Below are 16,494 nucleotides of genomic sequence, written 5' to 3' on the forward strand. Positions count from 1 at the left end.
GAGGGAATTCCCCGTGGCAACGACCCAGATGCTGCTCGCCGGGTGGTACCCACCCCCGATCATGGGTGGTACCCACCCCCGGCGATCACGTGGTACACATGGGGCGACTATGCCCGGTACACTCTAGCGCGACTGCTGACAGCCGGAAGGGTCGTTTTGGGCGTTCGAAGGGGTCGAAAAAGGGGTGATCCGTCCGAAGGTCTGCGAAGCCGAAAGAGGCGAGAATGAGCCTATTACACGCCAAAACCCGCCTCTCGGTGAGGCGGGTTCTCTGCGACAGAGAATGTTTCGATAAACAGAAGTGGTGGAGGCGGTGGGAATCGAACCCACGTCCGAAGAGAAGTCCCCGTCGGCTACTACGAGCGTTTCCTGCGTTTAGTTTGTCACTTCCGGCCGAGCCCGCAGGCAGGCTTGCCGGTCGCTAGCTCGTGCTGTGTCCCTGCCCCCTACGAACCTCAGAGGCGCGGTAAGCCGATCTGGTTGTCGCCCAAGTCCGCCCGATCAGCGAGACGGAGAGGACGTCGCTACCTTAGGCGGTAGCGTAAGCCGGAGTGTAAGCTTCGGCAGTTATAGGGTTGCACGTTTTAACGAGGTTCATGCGCCTCGGCTCGCAACCGACGATTCCTCGCTCCCCGTCGAGACCTTTCGCCCCCTTTCCGTGTGGAGGTTATCCACAGATGCCGCAGATTTCACAGATAGACATACAACCACTAAGGCGCCAAGGCACGAAGAGGGAAGCTGGGCGGGCGATTTCGTTCGCGCGGAACGTGCCGCTTCGTAGGAGCCGGGCTCGGTCCCGGCCTGCGGGCGGGACGATCAGGAGATCGTCCCCTGCATGTCACGCCCAACTCCCGCCTGGTGTCTTTGTGTCTTCGTGGTTCAATTCTAGTTTGTAGTCCCTCTCTGCGCTCTCGGCGTTCTCCGCGGTGAAACGGTTTTCGCCGTCTAATACTTCCGGCTATATGTGGTATAAGCCCTTCAGGAGGGCTCGCGGCCGCGCTTGCGGCTGCTGAGCTCGCGTTCCTTATCGCGTTCAATATCACGCTCGGCGATGGCGCGCCGCTTGTCGTACTGGCGCTTGCCGCGGGCCAGGCCCAACTCCACCTTGGCGTAACCGCGCCTCAGGTAGAGCCGCAGCGGGATGAGGGTGAACCCCTTCTCCTGCGTCCGGCTCATGAGCCGGCTGATCTCGCGCCGGTGGAGCAGCAGCTTGCGCCTGCGCTTGGGATCGAGATTATCGTAGCTCGCGGGTCCATAGGGCGCGATATGCACGCCCTCGAGCCATAGCTCCTCGCGTTCCGGCCGCGCGTAGGAGTCGCTGAGGGCGACTCGCCCCGCGCGCACCGACTTGATCTCGCCGCCGGTTAAGACGAGCCCGGCCTCGAATGTATCTTCAATCGCGTAGTCGTGCCGGGCCCTGCGGTTGACCGCGATGACCTTGATGTCTGCCAAGTTGCTCACTGTCATGCCGAGCGCGGCAAAGCACCTCGTCGAGCAAGACTGTATTCTTGACTTCGTTCAGGACACAGTCACTATACCGCAACAGGCGTTTGCTGTCAAGCGACCTCTGGTGAAAACGTGCCCCTGCGGGCAAAGGAGGAAGAGGCGCAGATGAAACTCCTCGGAATCCGCAAGGCCACTCTGGCCCGAATCGCGCTCGCGCTCGTGTGGGTATTCGCGTTGCAGGTGCTGACGGCCGCCGGCGCTGACCTCGTGCGCATCACCGCGCCCAGGGACGGCGAGCAGGTAAAGGGTCGCGTGCGGGTCAGCGCGCAAACCCGCGTGGATGACCCCTCGTACCTGATCTTCTGCGTGGATGATAGGCGGCCCCACTCGACCAATAGCCAGCCGTACGCCTACGACTTGGATACGACCAAGCTGCTCGATGGCGCTCACGCGTTGGCGGTAGAGGTATATGGCCGCGCCGGGCTGGTGGCGCGGTCGTCCCCGGTGACGATACGGGTTGCCAACGAGAGGGCGCCGCTTGCGCCGGTGGCGACGGTGCAGCGCCCGCCCTCCGCCGCGCCGCACCCGCCAATCACATCCGCCGCGGGAATCCGGCCGGTCGCGCCCGCGCCCAGCGACAGCCAACCGAAGGTTTTGCTGCCCATGCTCATGCGGGGGCCGGCGCCGGTCGCGGCCGGCGTGGCAGAGCGCGCGCCCGCTCCGCCCACACCCGCTCCGAGCCAGGCCGCCGCCTCCGTGCTAGCGGAACAGCCGACCCTCCGCGTGCGACCCCAGGACGCGGTATCACCGCGACTGACGGTCATCCTGGATGGGCGCGAGCTCGAGTTCGACGTGGCCCTCGCGATCACCAACGGGCGAACCTACGGGGCGCTGCGGACGGTGATCGAGCAATCCGGCGGCAGGGTGGACTGGATCGGCGCGGCCAAGCAGGCCATCGCCAGGCGGGCCGGCGCCGAGCTGCGCGTAACCATCGGCAGCCTAGCCGCGACGTTCGATGGTCGCGCGATCGAGTTGACTGGTGCGCCAGTGCTGACCGACGGGCGCACAGTAGTGCCGCTGCGCGGCGCCTGCGAGCCGATGGGGCTGCAGGTAGTGTGGTCCCCCGATTCGCGCACGGTGCGCCTGTGCAGCGTCGAGGCGCCGGTGCAGGTGACCATGCTGGGTAGGCGTTAGCCCCGGGGCGGGGGATCTGACTCACGCGCGGTGTGAGCGCTGCTGCACCCCGCGACGCGGACTCATCCCCCCTTGGCGGCGGCGACCTCAGCCAGAGCGTCGTTGAGGTCGCCCACGCGTTCCGGCGCCGCCCGGTCCTTGGCGCTTACCGTGTCCTGGGCTCGCCCCAGGCTGGACCGGACCTGACGCATGGTGCCCGCGAACCTGCGCGGAGCGATCTCCTCCAGGAATGTCACCTCTCGTCCCGCCTCATCCAGGTTCTGCTGCGCGAGGCCCCAGTTGCCGCGGGCGAGATTCGATGCCGCGGCGTTGACGTGCGCTTGAGCAATCTCGGCGGTGCGCGCGGTTGCGACCGCGAGCTTCTGCTCTTGGTCGGCCAACTGCGCGCGCGCGCCCGCTCGCACCCGCCCCGCGTACAGCACCGCAATCACGGTGATGATGACCAGCGCCAGCATCACCCACGCGGTAGTCAGGGAGCGTCGGGGAGCGGCGGGCGCCGGGGCCGGGGCCGGGTGCGTCAACGCCGTCGCCTGCGCCTTGAACCGCCGCAGGTCGTCGGCCGACAGCCCCGTTCGGCTCGCCGTCGTCTCGGGCTCCATCTCCGCCAGCTTCTCCACCGTGTCCACCCCGGCTTGCCTGAGCGCCTCCGCGTGGCGTTCCTCGAGGCCTGCCAGAGCGCCCGGCTTTAGCTCCGTACTCATGTCGGTCCCTCCCTGGGGCTATCGTCCCCACATTACCGGCGGTTTCCGCGCCACTGCAGCGCCATCCTGTCGGGAATGTGTCACGATTCTGCCATCCGCCTAGCGCCGCGTGCAGGGAGGTCAGGCGTTGCCTCACGTATAATACTACCTACAGGCCGCGGATTGTGTGATGGCGGCGACCGCGCTCAGCGGACGGTGAAACTCGCGCTATGAGTTGGCTCCCATTGTTTCCCCGAATGCGAATGGGCTTGGCGCTGATGGCGTTGCTGCTCGGCGGCAGCACCGGCGTTTTCGCCGCCGCCGACTACCTGGGTCACGTGCACCAGGGGACGGACCTTCTGCGCCGCGACCTCGGCCGCCAGGCGGGGCAGGAGTTCGGCGCCGCCAATAGCGACGACTATGTGGATCCGCTGGCGTGGATCGGCCTGGGTGCGCCGGGGCTGGCGCAGGGGCGAATTGAAGGCGCGTTGTCGCGATTTGAGAAGGCGGTGGAGCTGGCGGCCGCCGGGTCGCCGCAGGCGCAGACTGCAGTTCCGGTGGCGCGCTTTGGCCGCGCCGTGTGCCTGCTTCAGCGCGGACAGGTCCGGGCGGGGCGCGAGCAACTGGCCCGGCTGGCGAGGGAGGGGCTCACCTGGGTGCTGCCCACCCTGGCCTACGCGGACCTGGCTGCAGGGGAGAAGGCCGCCGCGCGCGGCCGCGCGGAAGCCGCCCTGAAATGCTATCCGACGGACGCGCTTGCCATGGCAGTGCTGGGTCGCACGCTGGCGGCAGGGGAGGGCATCGCGCGCTTGCGCAAGGCGGTCACGGCGTGTCCCGGCTCGCCCTATGCGGCGCCGCTCACCGGGCTGGCGTTGCCGAACCGGGGCCGGCCCGGGGCCGAGAAGGACCTGATACGAGTTGACATCAAGGAAGCATCCCCGCGCCGCGCGATGATGACCTGGCTGGGCGACGGCAGCCCCGACCACCTGCTCCTCAGGGTGGATGGCGTGACACTGGGGATGAGCAACACGCCTCCGCACGAATTCACGCTTCCCCGCAAGCTCGCTCCAGGGCCGCACGGGGTGGTGGCGGAAGCGTGGTCCGGCGGCATGCTGCTCGGGCGTGGGGGAACGGTGCTGTGGCTGCCGGCGGAGGTCCCGCCGCGGAATCTATACGACGACGACGAGTACGCGGCGGCGCTGGCGGGGCTGCAGGCGGCCTTGACGCCGATGCCCAACCGCGTGCATGTCCACTACTGGCTCGCGGGCGCATATGCGGCCACGGGCAATCGGCCGGCGGCGCTCCACAGCTACGAACGCGCGGTGGCGCTGGATGCCGGCTTCGCCGATGCGCGCCAGCGGCTGGTGGAGCTGTGCGCCGCCACGGGGCGCACCAGCTCGGCGCGCGCGATACAGGAGGTGCCGCGGCGGTGGGTTTGCCTGACCTTCGACGACGGGCCGCATCCCATGTTTACGGGGCAGATACTGGACCTGCTGCGAGATGCCGGGGTGCATGCCACCTTCTTCGTCGTCGGTACGCAGGCGCGCGCGCATCCCGAGCTGCTGCGCGTCATCGCGGCGGGCGGACACGAGATCGCCAATCATTCGTACTCGCACGATGACATGACAACCAAGACCACCGCCGAGCTCCAACAGGAGTTGCTGCGCACGCAGGTCGTTGTGCAGGATGTCATCGGCAAGCGCCCGCGCCTGTTCCGGCCGCCGGGGGGCAGGCACAACGCGCAGGTGCGCGCGGCGGCGGCGCAGGTCGGCTACACCACCGTCATGTGGTCCGCGGACGTCGGCGTATGCGCGGGCGTATCAACCGAGCGCGGCCTGCAAAGGCTGCTGGCGGACATCAGGCCCGGCGCCATCGTGCTCCTGCACAACGGCCCCGACGAAACGATGAATATCCTGCCGGGGCTGCTGGCGGCGCTGAAGAAGCGGGGATACTCGTTGCGTACGCTGTCCGAGGCGCTGGGGAGATGAGCGCGCAAGCAGCCAATACATCCTTGTTCGGATTCCGGCGGTGGCCCGCCATGAGCAAGGCCGGAGCGAAGTGACGGGCGCGTCGAATGGTGGGCGAGGCGGGGTTCGAACCTGCGACCTCATGCGTGTGAAGCATGCGCTCTCCCACTGAGCTACTCGCCCACCCGTGCAAGGCTATTCTACACGCGAACCCGGGTGGCGTCAACGCATTCATTCCCCGCGGATGGGACCGCGGGTCACCCGGTTGCAGGCGGTTGGATCGTCGCTGCCAGGATTCTTGACTGCGCAGCGCGAAGCTTGGTCGCGTGGGCGCGCGGACCGGGTGACCGTCAGATTCGCTTGCCGAGGTGACACCCGAGCCGCGGCGTCGGAGTCGCGCCTGCGACTATCCCCGGAAGGTTGCGCGCGCTGCTCGTGGAAGCCGGTTATCCCCTTTGGGCAAACGACAGCCGTCTTGGAGGGCGCTTGTGCACCCTGATGCTCCGCGGCTATTCGCGTTGGACGGGACGCTGCGCGCTGAGGCCGACCAGATGCTCGCCGCCTCCGGCATTGGCGCGATCCTGGCGGAATGCGGCTACCAGCCGGTGGGCAGCTACGTCATGCACACCATGACCTGGCGCGATCTGGATTTCGAGTGTCCCGAGGACCAACCTCAGCCTGGGGTCAAATGGGACTTGGGGACGCGCTTGGCGGCCACGGGATGGTGCCTGCGCCTGCAGTTCGAGGATTTCTATCACCAGAGCATGCCTGAGGCTGCTCGATTCCGCCCGGGCCCTTGACCCTCGCCGGAACGAGCCAGTAGATACTGGCGGCCCTGAGATCTGGAAGCTCGACATGTGGAGCGCCCACTCCAGTGTGTTCGCGATCGGCACGGCGCGGAGTGATGAATGGCGCCGCCTTCTGGTAGATGATGCGCGGTCTTACGTTCTGGCGATAAAGGAGTCCGTCTGTCACGACAGCGAGTACCGCAAGACGATGCTCTCCGTGCACATTTACGATGCGGTGCTGCATCACGGCATTCGCGATGTCGTGAGTTTCCGCCGCTGGTGGGAGGACAAAGTGGGGGCTTCAAGGAGTGGCTAATGGCGATGATTGGGATTGACCTCGACCGCGGCATCGGCGAGGTGAGCCCCCATATCTACCCTCTCGTCACGGCCGACCTGGCGTTGAGCGTGCCGCCGGCCGGTAGCTGCACCGCCCGGGAGATGAACGCGGAGCACTGGTTTGCGAGGAACGAACCGCACCAGCCGCGGGTGGTCGTGACGGAGCAGGCACTCGATTCATGGCCGACGAGATACACCTTTGCGGCCCACTCGCTGACTGTGATCAGCGGGTGATTCGTACCCAGGTGACGGGGGCGGGGCGACGGCGGTGAGACGCTGCCCGTTGAGCGGACGCCCGACGCTGAACCGCGGCCGGCGTGAGCCGGCGGGGCACTGTGGCGCGCGCTGGGCGGGTCTAGTGCATGTTGAGGAGGTTCCTGAACTCCTCGGGGTCTTGGGCGACGGCGGCAGCGACGTCGGGGCGCACCTGCTTGGAGTTGACCAGGGCCTTGAGGGACTGGTCCAGGGTCTGCATCCCAAACTGCCCGCCGGACTGGAGGATGGATGACATCTGGTGGGTCTTGCCCTCGCGGATGAGGTTGCGGACGGCGCCGGTGGCGACCAGCACCTCCTGGGCGCAGGCGCGGCCGATGCCGTCGGCACGCGGGAGCAGGGTCTGGCAGAGAATGCCCTCGAGCACGGTGGACAGTTGCATCCTGATCTGCTCCTGCTGGTGAGGGGGGAAGACGTCAATGACGCGATCCACCGTCTGCGCGGCGCTGGTGGTGTGCAGGGTGGCGAGCACCAGGTGGCCGGTCTCGGCGGCGGTGACGGCGGCGGCGATGGTTTCGAGGTCGCGCATCTCGCCGATGAGGATGACGTCGGGGTCCTGGCGCAGGACGTGACGCAGCGCGGCGGCAAAGGACTTGGTGTCGGCGCCGACCTCGCGCTGGATAATGATGCTGCGCTTATTGCGGTGCAGGAACTCGATCGGGTCCTCGATGGTGACGACATGGCAGCGGCGATGGCGGTTGATCTCGTCAATCATGGCGGCGAGCGTGGTTGACTTGCCGCTGCCGGTGGGCCCGGTGACGAGGATGAGGCCGCGCGGGCGCATGCTCATGGTCTTGAGCACCGGCGGCATCTTGAGCTGCTCCAGCGTCGGTGGCTGCATCGGGATCGCGCGCAGCACCGCCCCCATCGAGCCCCGCTGCTTGTGCACGTTGACGCGGAAACGCGACAGCCCCGCCACGCTGTAGGCGAAGTCGAGCTCGTAGTGGGTCTCGAACTCGATGACGCGCTCATCGGTGAGGATGGCGTAGATCAGTTCCTGGATCTTGGTGGGCGTGACCTCGGCGTAGCTGAGCGGCTGCAGGTCGCCGTCAACCCGCAATACCGGCGGGCTGCCCACGCACAGGTGCAGGTCCGAGCCGCGGCGCTCCATCAGCATCTCCAGAAGTTCGTCAATGTGCAGTGGCTCCAGCGGTTCCCCGTCAGCGGGGGTGGGGGCGGTGGAGCCCCGCGGGCGCTCGCGCCCGGCCTTGGCATAGACGCGATCAACCGCCTCCAGCAGCTCGCGCTCGGTCGCCACCATCAGCTCCAAGCGCATGCCGGTGGCATTCTGCAGGTGGGCGATGGCGTCGCGATCGAGAGGGTTGACCATGGCCACGTAGAGGATGTTGTCGGAGCGCGACAGCGGCAGCACCAGCAACTGGCGGCACAGCTCCGCGTCCGCCAGCTTGGCGGCCTCCAGGTCAATCGGGTAGGAGGCCATGTCAACCGGCTGGATACCCAGCGCGCGCGCCAGGCAGGTGACGAGTTGAGGCGCGGACAGCGCGCCCGCCTCCACCAGAACGCCGCCCAACCACTTGCCGGTGTCTCGGTGGCGGGCGATGGCGGTGTCAACGGTGGCGGGATCCACGAGGCCGTGCGCCACCACCATCTCCGCCAGGCGCAGGTACGCGGGTTGCCGCGACGTCTCCAGCTCGGCCATGAGAAGAAGCTCCCTCGATCGCGATGATTGCGCGTCGAAACGCGCGGTCAGACGCCGCCGGCGATCGCGTCAGATGTCGTCGCCGTCGCCGATGAGGCCGAGGCGCAAGGCCTCCTGGGGGGTGGTCATGCCCTCCCGCACCTTCGCCGCCAGGTTGTCGGCCATGGGAATCATGCCCGCCTCGACGGCGGCCTGCTTGACGGCGCTGCTCGACTCGCGCGCAAGCACCAGGTGGCGGATGGGCTCGTTGACCACCAGCATTTCATAGACCGCGACCCGTCCGCTGTAGCCGGTGTCGGTGCAGCGCCGGCAGCCGCGGCCCCGGTACAGCGTCTCGACCGGGGCGCCGTTGGCGCTGAAGGTGCGCGCCACCGCCGGCGCGGGCTCGAACGCTTCCCGGCAGTGCGTGCACACGCGACGCACCAGCCGCTGCGCCAGCACTGCCAGCACGGATGACGCCACCAGGTAGGGCTCGATCTCCATGTCAATCAACCGCGTGAGGGCGCCCGCCGCGTCATTGGTGTGGAAGGAGCTCAACACGCGGTGTCCGGTCAGCGCCGCCTGCACGCCCAGCTTGGCGGTCTCGGCGTCGCGGATCTCGCCCACCATGATGATGTCGGGGTCGTGGCGCACGATGTAGCGCAGGGCGCTGGCGAAGGTGAAGCCGATCTTGGGCTTGACCTGGATCTGGTTGATCTGGGAGGTTTCGTACTCGACCGGATCCTCGACCGTGATGATGTGTTGGCGCGGCACCTCCTCCTTGAGCTCGAGCAGGGTCGCGTAGAGGGTGGTTGACTTCCCGGCGCCGGTGGGGCCGGTCACCAGCACCATGCCGTGGGGCTTCTTCATCACCGCGCGGTAGGCCTCGAGGTCGGCGGCGGTAAAACCGAGCGCGTCCAACCGCTGCACCGACATGGACTTGTCGAGCACGCGGATGGCGACGCTCTCGCCGGTGACGGTGGGGATGGTCGAGATGCGCAGGTCGCATAAGCGGTTGCCGGCCTTGAGGCGCGCGCGACCGTCTTGGGGCAGACGGTGCTCGGTGATGTCCATGTCGCCCAGGATCTTGATGCGCGAGACCAACGCCGCCAGCGCCTCGCGCGAGATGTCCACCTGGTGCTGCAGCACGCCGTCAATCCGGTAGTAGAGCTGGACGCGATTGGGCTCGGGGACGATGTGGATGTCGCTCGCCTTGTGCTCGATCGCCTGCGACAGAAAGCGGTTGACGAAGGTGACGATGGAGGTCTCGGAGCTCAGGTTCTGCAGGTCGTGGAACTCCTGCTCGACCGTGGCGTAGGAGGTGGTCTCGGCCGAGATGCGCTCCACGATGTTGCTGAGCTGGCTCGAACCGTAGTGGGCCTCGATCGCCTTGTTGATGGCGTCGCTGGGAGCGATCACTTCGCGAACCACCAAGCCGGTGGCGGCGCGAATGCGATCCACCGCTTCGATGTCGAAGGGATCGGAAATGGCGAGCGTGATCACGTTCTGCTCGCGACGAATGGGAAAAACCCCGTAGCGCCGCGCGAGCTCCTCCGGAATGGCGCGCAAGACGGTCGGATCCACGCTCAGGTCCTCGAGCGCGACGTGAGGCAAACCGAGCTGCAGCGAGAGGGCGAAGCTCAGCGCCTCCGCGCTCACCGCCCCCATCTCGATTAGAATCTGGCCCAGCTTCTTGCGGCACTTGGGCTGCAGCTCGAGCGCGCGCGCCAGTTGCTCCTGGTCGATGAGCTGGGCGGCGAGCAGGATGTCACCCAGGCGCTGATTCGCCAGCTTCTTGCGCACCTCCGACGAGAGCCCGCCGGTCACGACGTCGTCGTCGGCGGGCAGCGGCTGCACCGTGAAGTCGGCCGGCGGGGTCAACGACGGTTCGTCTTTTTGCGAGGTCATGGTTTTCACTCCTGGCCCGGTCGCGCGCCGAGGGCGTCGAGCCCGGCCCCCGCGCCCCGCCTCAGTCCACGCGCTGCCAAGACACCTGTTGGTATTGGGTCTTGTCGCGGCCCGGCAGGGGCAGGCCGCTCCACACGTCGTCATACTCGACGGTGATCGAGCCGTTGGTAGTCACCACGTCGGCGCAGATTGCCCCCTTGATGCAGGGGTTGCCGCTAAGGGTGATCTGGGCGTCCACATTGTGCGCGTAGACCAGGCCCTCGACCGTGGTGTTGCCGCTGATGGTGACCGCGCGCGGGCTCATCAGCACCAGCGCGTAGTCCTGCGCCCCCGCCTCGCCGGTGACGGCGCTGACGTTGCCGGTGATGCGGATCTTGCCGGCGGCGACGATGATCCCGCGTCCGCGGTAGCTGCCGGCGAGCTTGACGTCGCCGGTGACGTAGGTGATGCCGTCGAGGTTGAAGTCCCCGCCGTTGAGGTTGAGGTTGCCGTTGACGATGGTGGTGGCGTGAGTGCGGTACCACTCCAGGTCAATGACGGGCATGGGGATCGGGGCGATGCCGCGGTACACGTTGGTGCCCGGAACCTGGGGCGGCACCCAGTTGGTGGCGCCGGTGGTGTAAAGGTGGGCGGTGTTGGACATGGTGAAGGAGGTACCGTTGAAGGTGATGTCGCCGTTGGCGTAGATGTCGCCGCCGTTGCCGTCGGCGTCGGGCAGCACCGAGCCCGCGCCGTTGAGGGTCAAGGGGCTGTCGGAGAAGATGGCGCCGCGGAAGACGCGGGTGACGTCGGTCATGGACTGCGCGATGACCCGCACCTGGGCGTCGGCGTTGGTGTCGGTGACGCCGGTGCTGCGGATGAGCAAGGTGTCCGCGACGCCGTCGTAGGGCGACCACACCCGCACATCACAAGTGCCGCGGGGCAAGCTGAAGGTGGCGTCGTATTGCCCCGAGCCCTGCAACTGGGTGGAGATGTTGCCGTAGTCTTCGTATAACATGCAGATGACCATGTCCACGCCCGACTCCGCCAACTGCAAGGCGGCTAGGTCGTTGCGCGCGTTCTTGGCGTGATAGAGGGCGTTGATGGTGCGGCCGACGAAGGAGGTGCCCAGAATCAGCATCACCACCAGGCCGACGATGGCCATGACAAAGGTCGCGCCGCGCTCGCCGCGCAGCCGGTTGAGTTTGCTACCCATCGCCTTTGACCTCATCTCCTTCGGAGACTCAGCGAGAGATGGCTGAGGCGGCACAGCTATCGTCGCTAATGATTGCGCAAGCATACTTCGCTCACCATCGTCGAGTCGGCGACCTCGGCGCCGGCACGCTCCCGCACCGTCACCGTGATTTCCACCGACCGCAGTCGTACGACATCCGGCCAGTAGATAAACATCGGCTTGGGTGAACCGCCTTGCGCAGGGTTATCAATCAGGTTATCGGCGATCAGAATCTTCTTGCCGGCGCTGCCGTCGGCGTGCGTCACCGCGCGCCAGAGGTTGGCGCCGGCTGCGTCCATGGCGCCGGCGTCATTGCCGCGGTAGTAGTAGACGAAGTCGCCGGGCAGCAAGTGGAGATCGCCGCCGCCGGTGAGAGCGACGTGGTTATAGTGAATCTGGTCGGCGGCGTTCCACACCTTGTCCGGAACGCGCACCGCCACTGCGGTGGCCTCGTTCGGCGGGGCGGCGGGGATGACGGCGATCGCCTGCTGAAAGTCGGGCATCATGCGGGCGACCGCCCACGACGCCTTGCGCTCCGCCGAGTTGGCGGGCTCGCCACGCCGGTACGCGCGCAGCGCCGCCATGTAGATGGTCGAGACCGAGACGACAATGATCGCAAAGACGACGGCCACCGTCAGCACCTCGGGCAGGGTGAAGCCGCCCTGGCAGGCGGCACGGCGGCGCGCGCGTTGGCGATATGTCATGACGGTCCTATCTCCAGCGCTCCTCATGGTCGGTTGGCGAGCAGGGTGGTGGCGCGCACCGCCCCCTGGGTGCGCCGTCCGCCGCCCCACGACAGGGTCACCGAGACGCGCTTGAGGTTGGGGTAAATGCCGGCCCCGGAGTCGTAGTAGCGAATGTCCACCGCGCCCGCGTTCGCCGGCAACGAAGCTTCGCTGAAGGAGACGCAGCCGGTGAGGTCCGCGTTTTGCTCGACGATGCTGTAGCCGTCCGCGGCCCGGAAGACCTCGCTGTGGATGAGGGCGCCGCTGTAGCCGGCGCTGCGCAGGCGCTCCAGCTCCTGGCGGACGCGGTTGGTTGCGACCTGGGTGCGCTCGGCCTTCATGTCGGAGATGATGCCGACCACGAACAACGAGCTGAGCGCCACCAACCCGATCGCCAGTAACACCACCGTGACCAGCAGCTCGATCAGGGTGAAGCCGAGCGCCGCCTGCGGGCGCGGCGCAGACCTGTGGTTGGCCATGTGCGTCCACTCCTCGTCCGGTCACCACGAGGGCAGTCGAGGCTTACCCGCCTGTGGCGGGGCGGCGGTCCGGGCGGCGGGCGGGAGGCTTCCCGCCAACGCGCAAAGGCACTGCGGGGCGGCGGGGTCACGAGGCGCGGCGTGCCTTTGGGCCTTGGTGGTTCGCGTCCCCCATCCGACTGGTTGGGGGGAGGGCGGCGGCGGGCCGCCCATTCCCCCGCACAGTCTCGGTGTCAGTTTACCACGCGCTGTACGACGTGCTATCGAGCGCGGTCAAGGTCGAGACGCTGTGGACGTCACCGGTGGCCGCCGTGTAGGTCCAGTCGGCGGCTTGGGTGAACGGGTCCTTGGGCAGGTTCCCGTCAGGCGTACGCATGTACGGGCCCTTCCAGGCGCCGACGTCCAGGGCGATACCGCCACCGCCGGTGGAGCCCGCGGCCGGAGCAGTCATCAGCTGTGTTAGCGCAGCGGGGTAGTCACCGCAGTCGGCCTCGAACTGCTGAATCGAGTTGCGAAGCTGCTGCAAGTCCCCGCGCAGGGCCGATTCCTTGGCCTTCCTACCCGCACCCAGCAGCCGCGGGATCACGATCATCGCCAGAATGCTGATCACGACGATCACGATCAGCATTTCGATCAAGGTGAAACCTCGGCTGTTCTTCCTGACCATTCTGCTCATCATCTCTCGCACTCACCTCCTTGTGGGGAGCAACTCTCGGCAAGCTGTGCCTGGGAGCCGGATGCTGGAATCCACGTCTCAGCATCCAACTCTGGTTTAATTATTCCACAATGCCTGCGTGCTTTGAGATGCCTCGTTGCGGGCGCTCGCTTGCCGGCTCGCAAGCGTATGCCGGGGGCGCGGTAGTAGGCGATTATCTCGTGCGCTCAGTGAGCGCGCATGGCGGCAGGGGGTTCTGCGACTGATGGGGGCGCCGTCGGGAAGACGCAGCTTACCCGGTGGCGGGGCGACGGCGCCGCGGTGACGACCGTACCACTGCGGTGTCGCCCGATGCGGCAGCTTCCTTGGCAGCGCGCCTGGCGCCTACGATCAGATGTTCGGCGGAGCGTCCGTCGGTGGGATAGACGGCGTAGCCGACCGTGACTCGCAACGGGTCGCCGCCGAGGTCGCTCGCGTTGCACTGCTGTGCTGCGGCCTTGGGCACCGCTGTCACCAGGCGCTCACTCAGCACCCGCGCCTCGCGCCCGGTATGCGGAAGCAGAAGCGCGAAGGAGGTGCGCTCGTAGCGCGCGAGCACATCCACCTGGCGCACCGAATGGCGCAAGGCGTCGGCTAGGGCCGCGCACAGCGGCGGCCGGGCCGCAGCTTCCGGAAGCTCCAGCACGACCACCGCGAAGCTCTGGGGGTAGCGCTTGGAGCGCTCGACCTCCTGGCGCACGCGCTCGTCGAAATACGCGGCGCAGGCGAGCCCGGTCGCGGAATCGGCGGCGGAGAGCGACGCGTAGGCGTCCGCGCCGTGCCCGCCCTTGGCTTCCGCAGCCGAGGCCGGGCGAGGTGGCGGCACCTCCTCGGTGAAGTCAACCGGCATCCGCGATTGGCTCTCGAAGGTGGCGCGCAGCTTTTTGAGGGCCCCCCGCAGGAGATAGGAGGCGTAGTTGACGGAGATGCCCATGCGCCGCGCGATCTCGGTCTGATTGAGGTCGTGGTAGAAGAAGTAGCGAACGACCTTGCGCTCCAACTCCTTGAGCTTATGCGTCGCCTCCTGGAGCAGGATCTTATCTTCGATGGGGAGCTGGAGGGTTGTGTAGCGGCTGCTGCGGATCTTGTCGATATCCACCACGGGGCCCGCGTACTCGTCGTCGCCCGCGGCGGGCGCGTCCAACGATGCGACGCGCGCGCGCTCGCGGGCGCGCAGGATCTCCTCCACTCCGGCCGGCTCCATGTCGAGGCGCTGGGCGATCTCCTCCACCGTGGGCTCGCGCTTGAGCTCGTGGCGCAGGGCGTCGGAGGTCTTGGTGATCCTGCCGCTCAGCTCCTGCACCCACGCCGGCTGGCGGATGATGCGCCCGCGGTCGCGCAGGTAGTGGCGGATGTGGCCGGTGACGAGGTGGGTGGCGTAGGTGGAGAACTTGATGCCCCGCTCGACGTCGTACATGTCCACCGCGTTGAGCAGCCCCATAGTGCCTTCCTGCACCAGGTCCTCATAGGGCTCGCTCATGCCGGCGAACTTCTTCGCGACCGCCTGCACCAGGTAGATATGCTGGGCGATGATATCCTCGCGCAGGCGCTGGTCCTTGGTCTCAGCGTAGCGACGGAAAAGCTGCTGCAAACCGTCGGTTTCGCGTTCAGGGGCACCCATCATTGGCGGCTGTCGCCGGTTCCGGTCGGTGCGCCGTCGCCCGGCGGCGGGGGCCGGCCCCCGAACGGCCGTGCGAGCGTCGGCGACCGGCGTCTTCGCTGTGGCTTTACGGCGGGTGGGCTTGAGCGCTCCACCTGTCTTCGCCATTGACTTAGCCTCTTCTCTGCGTGCTCGCGCTTTCCCTGCTGCGCGAGTGGTCGCAGTCAGTTCCATTGCCATGCGCACCGGGCGCCCGCGCCGGCGATGAGACGCGGGCCGCACGAGCAAGATCGGCGGCCTATTGGATCGAGCCCACCAGCTGGTAGATGGGCGAGATCACCGAGACCGCGATGAAGCCCACAATCGCCCCCAGGCCGACGATCATGATCGGCTCGATGAGCGAGGTCAAGCCCTTGAGCGTGGCGTCAACTTCCTGGTCGTAGAAGTCCGAGACCTTGACCAGCATCGAGTCCAGACGGCCGGTCTCCTCGCCGACGCCGATCATCTGCACCACCATCACCGGGAAGATCTTGCTGCCCATCAGGGGCGTCGAGATCTTCTCGCCTTCCTTGACGCTGGTGCGGGTCTCGCCGATGGTTTGCGCGATGACCACGTTGCCTGCGGTCTCGGCCACGATCTCGAGCGCACGCAGCACCGGCACGCCGCTGGCGATGAGGGTGCCGAAGGTGCGAGCGAAACGCGAGATGGCGGTCTTCATGGCGAGGTCGCCGACGACCGGAAGCTTGAGCTTGATCAGATCAACCTGGTAGTGGCCGCGCTCGGTGCGGGCATAGAGGTTGAAGGCGACGATGCCCCCGACCACCAGCGCCAGCATCACGTACCAGTAGTCGGTCATGAAGCTGGATAAGCCCAGCAGCGCGCGCGTGGCGAACGGCAGCTTGAGGTTCATGCTCTCGAAGATGGTCTTGAACTTGGGCAGCACGAACAGGAGCAGCGCCAGCAGCATGAAGCCGGCGAACAGCAGCACCACCGACGGATACATCATCGCCGATTTGATCTTGCCGCGCACCTCCTGCTCTTTCTCAAGGAAGGTGGCGAGGCGGTCGAGCACCTTGTCCAGAATGCCGCCCGCCTCGGCAGAGCGAATCATGTTGACGTAGAGGCCGGAGAACACCCGCGGGTGCTTGCCGATGGCGTCGGTGAGGCTGGCTCCCGAGGCGACGTCGTGCTTGGTCTGGCCGATGACATCCTTGAGCTTGGGGTCCTTGCACTGCTGCTGCAGGATGTCGAGGCACTTGACCACGCTCAGCCCGGCGTCGATCATGGTCGCGAACTGGCGACTGAACAGCACCAGCTCGCGCAGCTTAACCCGCTGCAGGCTGTTGAACCACTCCACGAAGCCGCGGCGCTGGCGCGTCTCGGCGATGCTCAGGACATGGTAGCGCAGTTCGGCGAGCTTGTTGCGCACCGTATCCATGTTCTCCGCCTCCAGCGTGCCGGTGGTGGTGCGGCCGATGGAGTCCATCGCGTTGTATCTGAAGACAGGCATTGTCTCCCTCCGTGCGTTCGTACGCTCCCCGGGGTCGCCGGC

Annotated in this window: 15 protein-coding genes, 1 tRNA gene and 1 other RNA gene; 5 read left to right on the plus strand and 12 right to left on the minus strand. The window is 67.0% G+C overall.

Translation table 11 applies throughout. From position 1 onward, the window contains the following. Positions 1-302 precede the first annotated feature (302 nt). Positions 303-653, minus strand: a transfer-messenger RNA (tmRNA) gene (ssrA, locus tag VM221_06945). Between the two features lie 325 nt (positions 654-978). Next, positions 979-1,467 carry an SsrA-binding protein SmpB gene (smpB, locus tag VM221_06950; GenBank protein HUT74556.1) on the minus strand — a complete coding sequence of 163 codons (489 nt, stop codon included), beginning with the start codon at positions 1,465-1,467 and terminating at the stop codon, positions 979-981. A 144-nt stretch (positions 1,468-1,611) separates the two neighbouring features. On the opposite strand from smpB, the gene VM221_06955 reads away from it, so the two are divergent. After that, the gene (locus VM221_06955; protein ID HUT74557.1) at positions 1,612-2,640 is read left to right on the plus strand and encodes a stalk domain-containing protein; all 1,029 of its coding nucleotides are present in this window, start codon (positions 1,612-1,614) and stop codon (positions 2,638-2,640) included. Positions 2,641-2,702: 62 nt separating this feature from the next. On the opposite strand, the gene VM221_06960 is transcribed toward VM221_06955, so the two are convergent. After that, a complete protein-coding gene (locus VM221_06960; protein ID HUT74558.1) occupies positions 2,703-3,341 on the minus strand; it encodes a hypothetical protein in 639 nt (212 codons plus the stop codon). A gap of 242 nt (positions 3,342-3,583) precedes the next feature. Here VM221_06960 and VM221_06965 point away from each other — a divergent pair, with 242 nt between their 5' ends. Further along, a complete protein-coding gene (locus VM221_06965; protein HUT74559.1) occupies positions 3,584-5,308 on the plus strand; it encodes a polysaccharide deacetylase family protein in 1,725 nt (574 codons plus the stop codon). 87 nt (positions 5,309-5,395) lie between these two features. On the opposite strand, the gene VM221_06970 is transcribed toward VM221_06965, so the two are convergent. Beyond that, positions 5,396-5,470, minus strand: a tRNA-Val gene (locus tag VM221_06970). Between the two features lie 305 nt (positions 5,471-5,775). Here VM221_06970 and VM221_06975 point away from each other — a divergent pair. The 3 genes from VM221_06975 to VM221_06985 are packed head-to-tail and all read left to right on the plus strand — an operon-like array spanning position 5,776 to position 6,645. Further along, a complete protein-coding gene (locus VM221_06975; protein ID HUT74560.1) occupies positions 5,776-6,087 on the plus strand; it encodes a hypothetical protein in 312 nt (103 codons plus the stop codon). A gap of 55 nt (positions 6,088-6,142) precedes the next feature. After that, positions 6,143-6,391 carry a hypothetical protein gene (locus tag VM221_06980; protein ID HUT74561.1) on the plus strand — a complete coding sequence of 83 codons (249 nt, stop codon included), beginning with the start codon at positions 6,143-6,145 and terminating at the stop codon, positions 6,389-6,391. Further along, positions 6,391-6,645 (plus strand): hypothetical protein, encoded by a 255-nt coding sequence (locus VM221_06985; protein ID HUT74562.1) that lies wholly within the window; start codon positions 6,391-6,393, stop codon positions 6,643-6,645. The genes VM221_06980 and VM221_06985 overlap by 1 nt, the downstream gene beginning before the upstream one ends. A gap of 121 nt (positions 6,646-6,766) precedes the next feature. On the opposite strand, the gene VM221_06990 is transcribed toward VM221_06985, so the two are convergent. The 8 genes from VM221_06990 to VM221_07025 form a co-directional block, all read right to left on the minus strand. Then, a complete protein-coding gene (locus tag VM221_06990) occupies positions 6,767-8,344 on the minus strand; it encodes a PilT/PilU family type 4a pilus ATPase (GenBank protein HUT74563.1) in 1,578 nt (525 codons plus the stop codon). 69 nt (positions 8,345-8,413) lie between these two features. Continuing rightward, positions 8,414-10,231: an ATPase, T2SS/T4P/T4SS family gene (locus VM221_06995; protein ID HUT74564.1), complete on the minus strand. Its 1,818-nt coding sequence runs from the start codon at positions 10,229-10,231 to the stop codon at positions 8,414-8,416. A 61-nt stretch (positions 10,232-10,292) separates the two neighbouring features. Next, complete coding sequence (locus tag VM221_07000; protein ID HUT74565.1) at positions 10,293-11,426, minus strand: hypothetical protein; 1,134 nt, start codon at positions 11,424-11,426, stop codon at positions 10,293-10,295. Between the two features lie 65 nt (positions 11,427-11,491). After that, positions 11,492-12,148, minus strand: a complete 657-nt coding sequence (locus tag VM221_07005) for a prepilin-type N-terminal cleavage/methylation domain-containing protein (protein HUT74566.1) — start codon at positions 12,146-12,148, stop codon at positions 11,492-11,494. Between the two features lie 23 nt (positions 12,149-12,171). Next, the gene (locus VM221_07010; GenBank protein ID HUT74567.1) at positions 12,172-12,648 is read right to left on the minus strand and encodes a prepilin-type N-terminal cleavage/methylation domain-containing protein; all 477 of its coding nucleotides are present in this window, start codon (positions 12,646-12,648) and stop codon (positions 12,172-12,174) included. 238 nt (positions 12,649-12,886) lie between these two features. Beyond that, entirely contained in the window at positions 12,887-13,327 is a 441-nt protein-coding gene (locus VM221_07015) for a prepilin-type N-terminal cleavage/methylation domain-containing protein (protein ID HUT74568.1), read from the minus strand. A gap of 268 nt (positions 13,328-13,595) precedes the next feature. Continuing rightward, positions 13,596-14,966 carry a sigma-70 family RNA polymerase sigma factor gene (locus VM221_07020; protein ID HUT74569.1) on the minus strand — a complete coding sequence of 457 codons (1,371 nt, stop codon included), beginning with the start codon at positions 14,964-14,966 and terminating at the stop codon, positions 13,596-13,598. Positions 14,967-15,240: 274 nt separating this feature from the next. Then, entirely contained in the window at positions 15,241-16,452 is a 1,212-nt protein-coding gene (locus VM221_07025; protein ID HUT74570.1) for a type II secretion system F family protein, read from the minus strand. Positions 16,453-16,494: the final 42 nt, after the last annotated feature.

The sequence above is a fragment of the Armatimonadota bacterium genome (assembly GCA_035527535.1).
Classification (GTDB): Bacteria; Armatimonadota; Hebobacteria.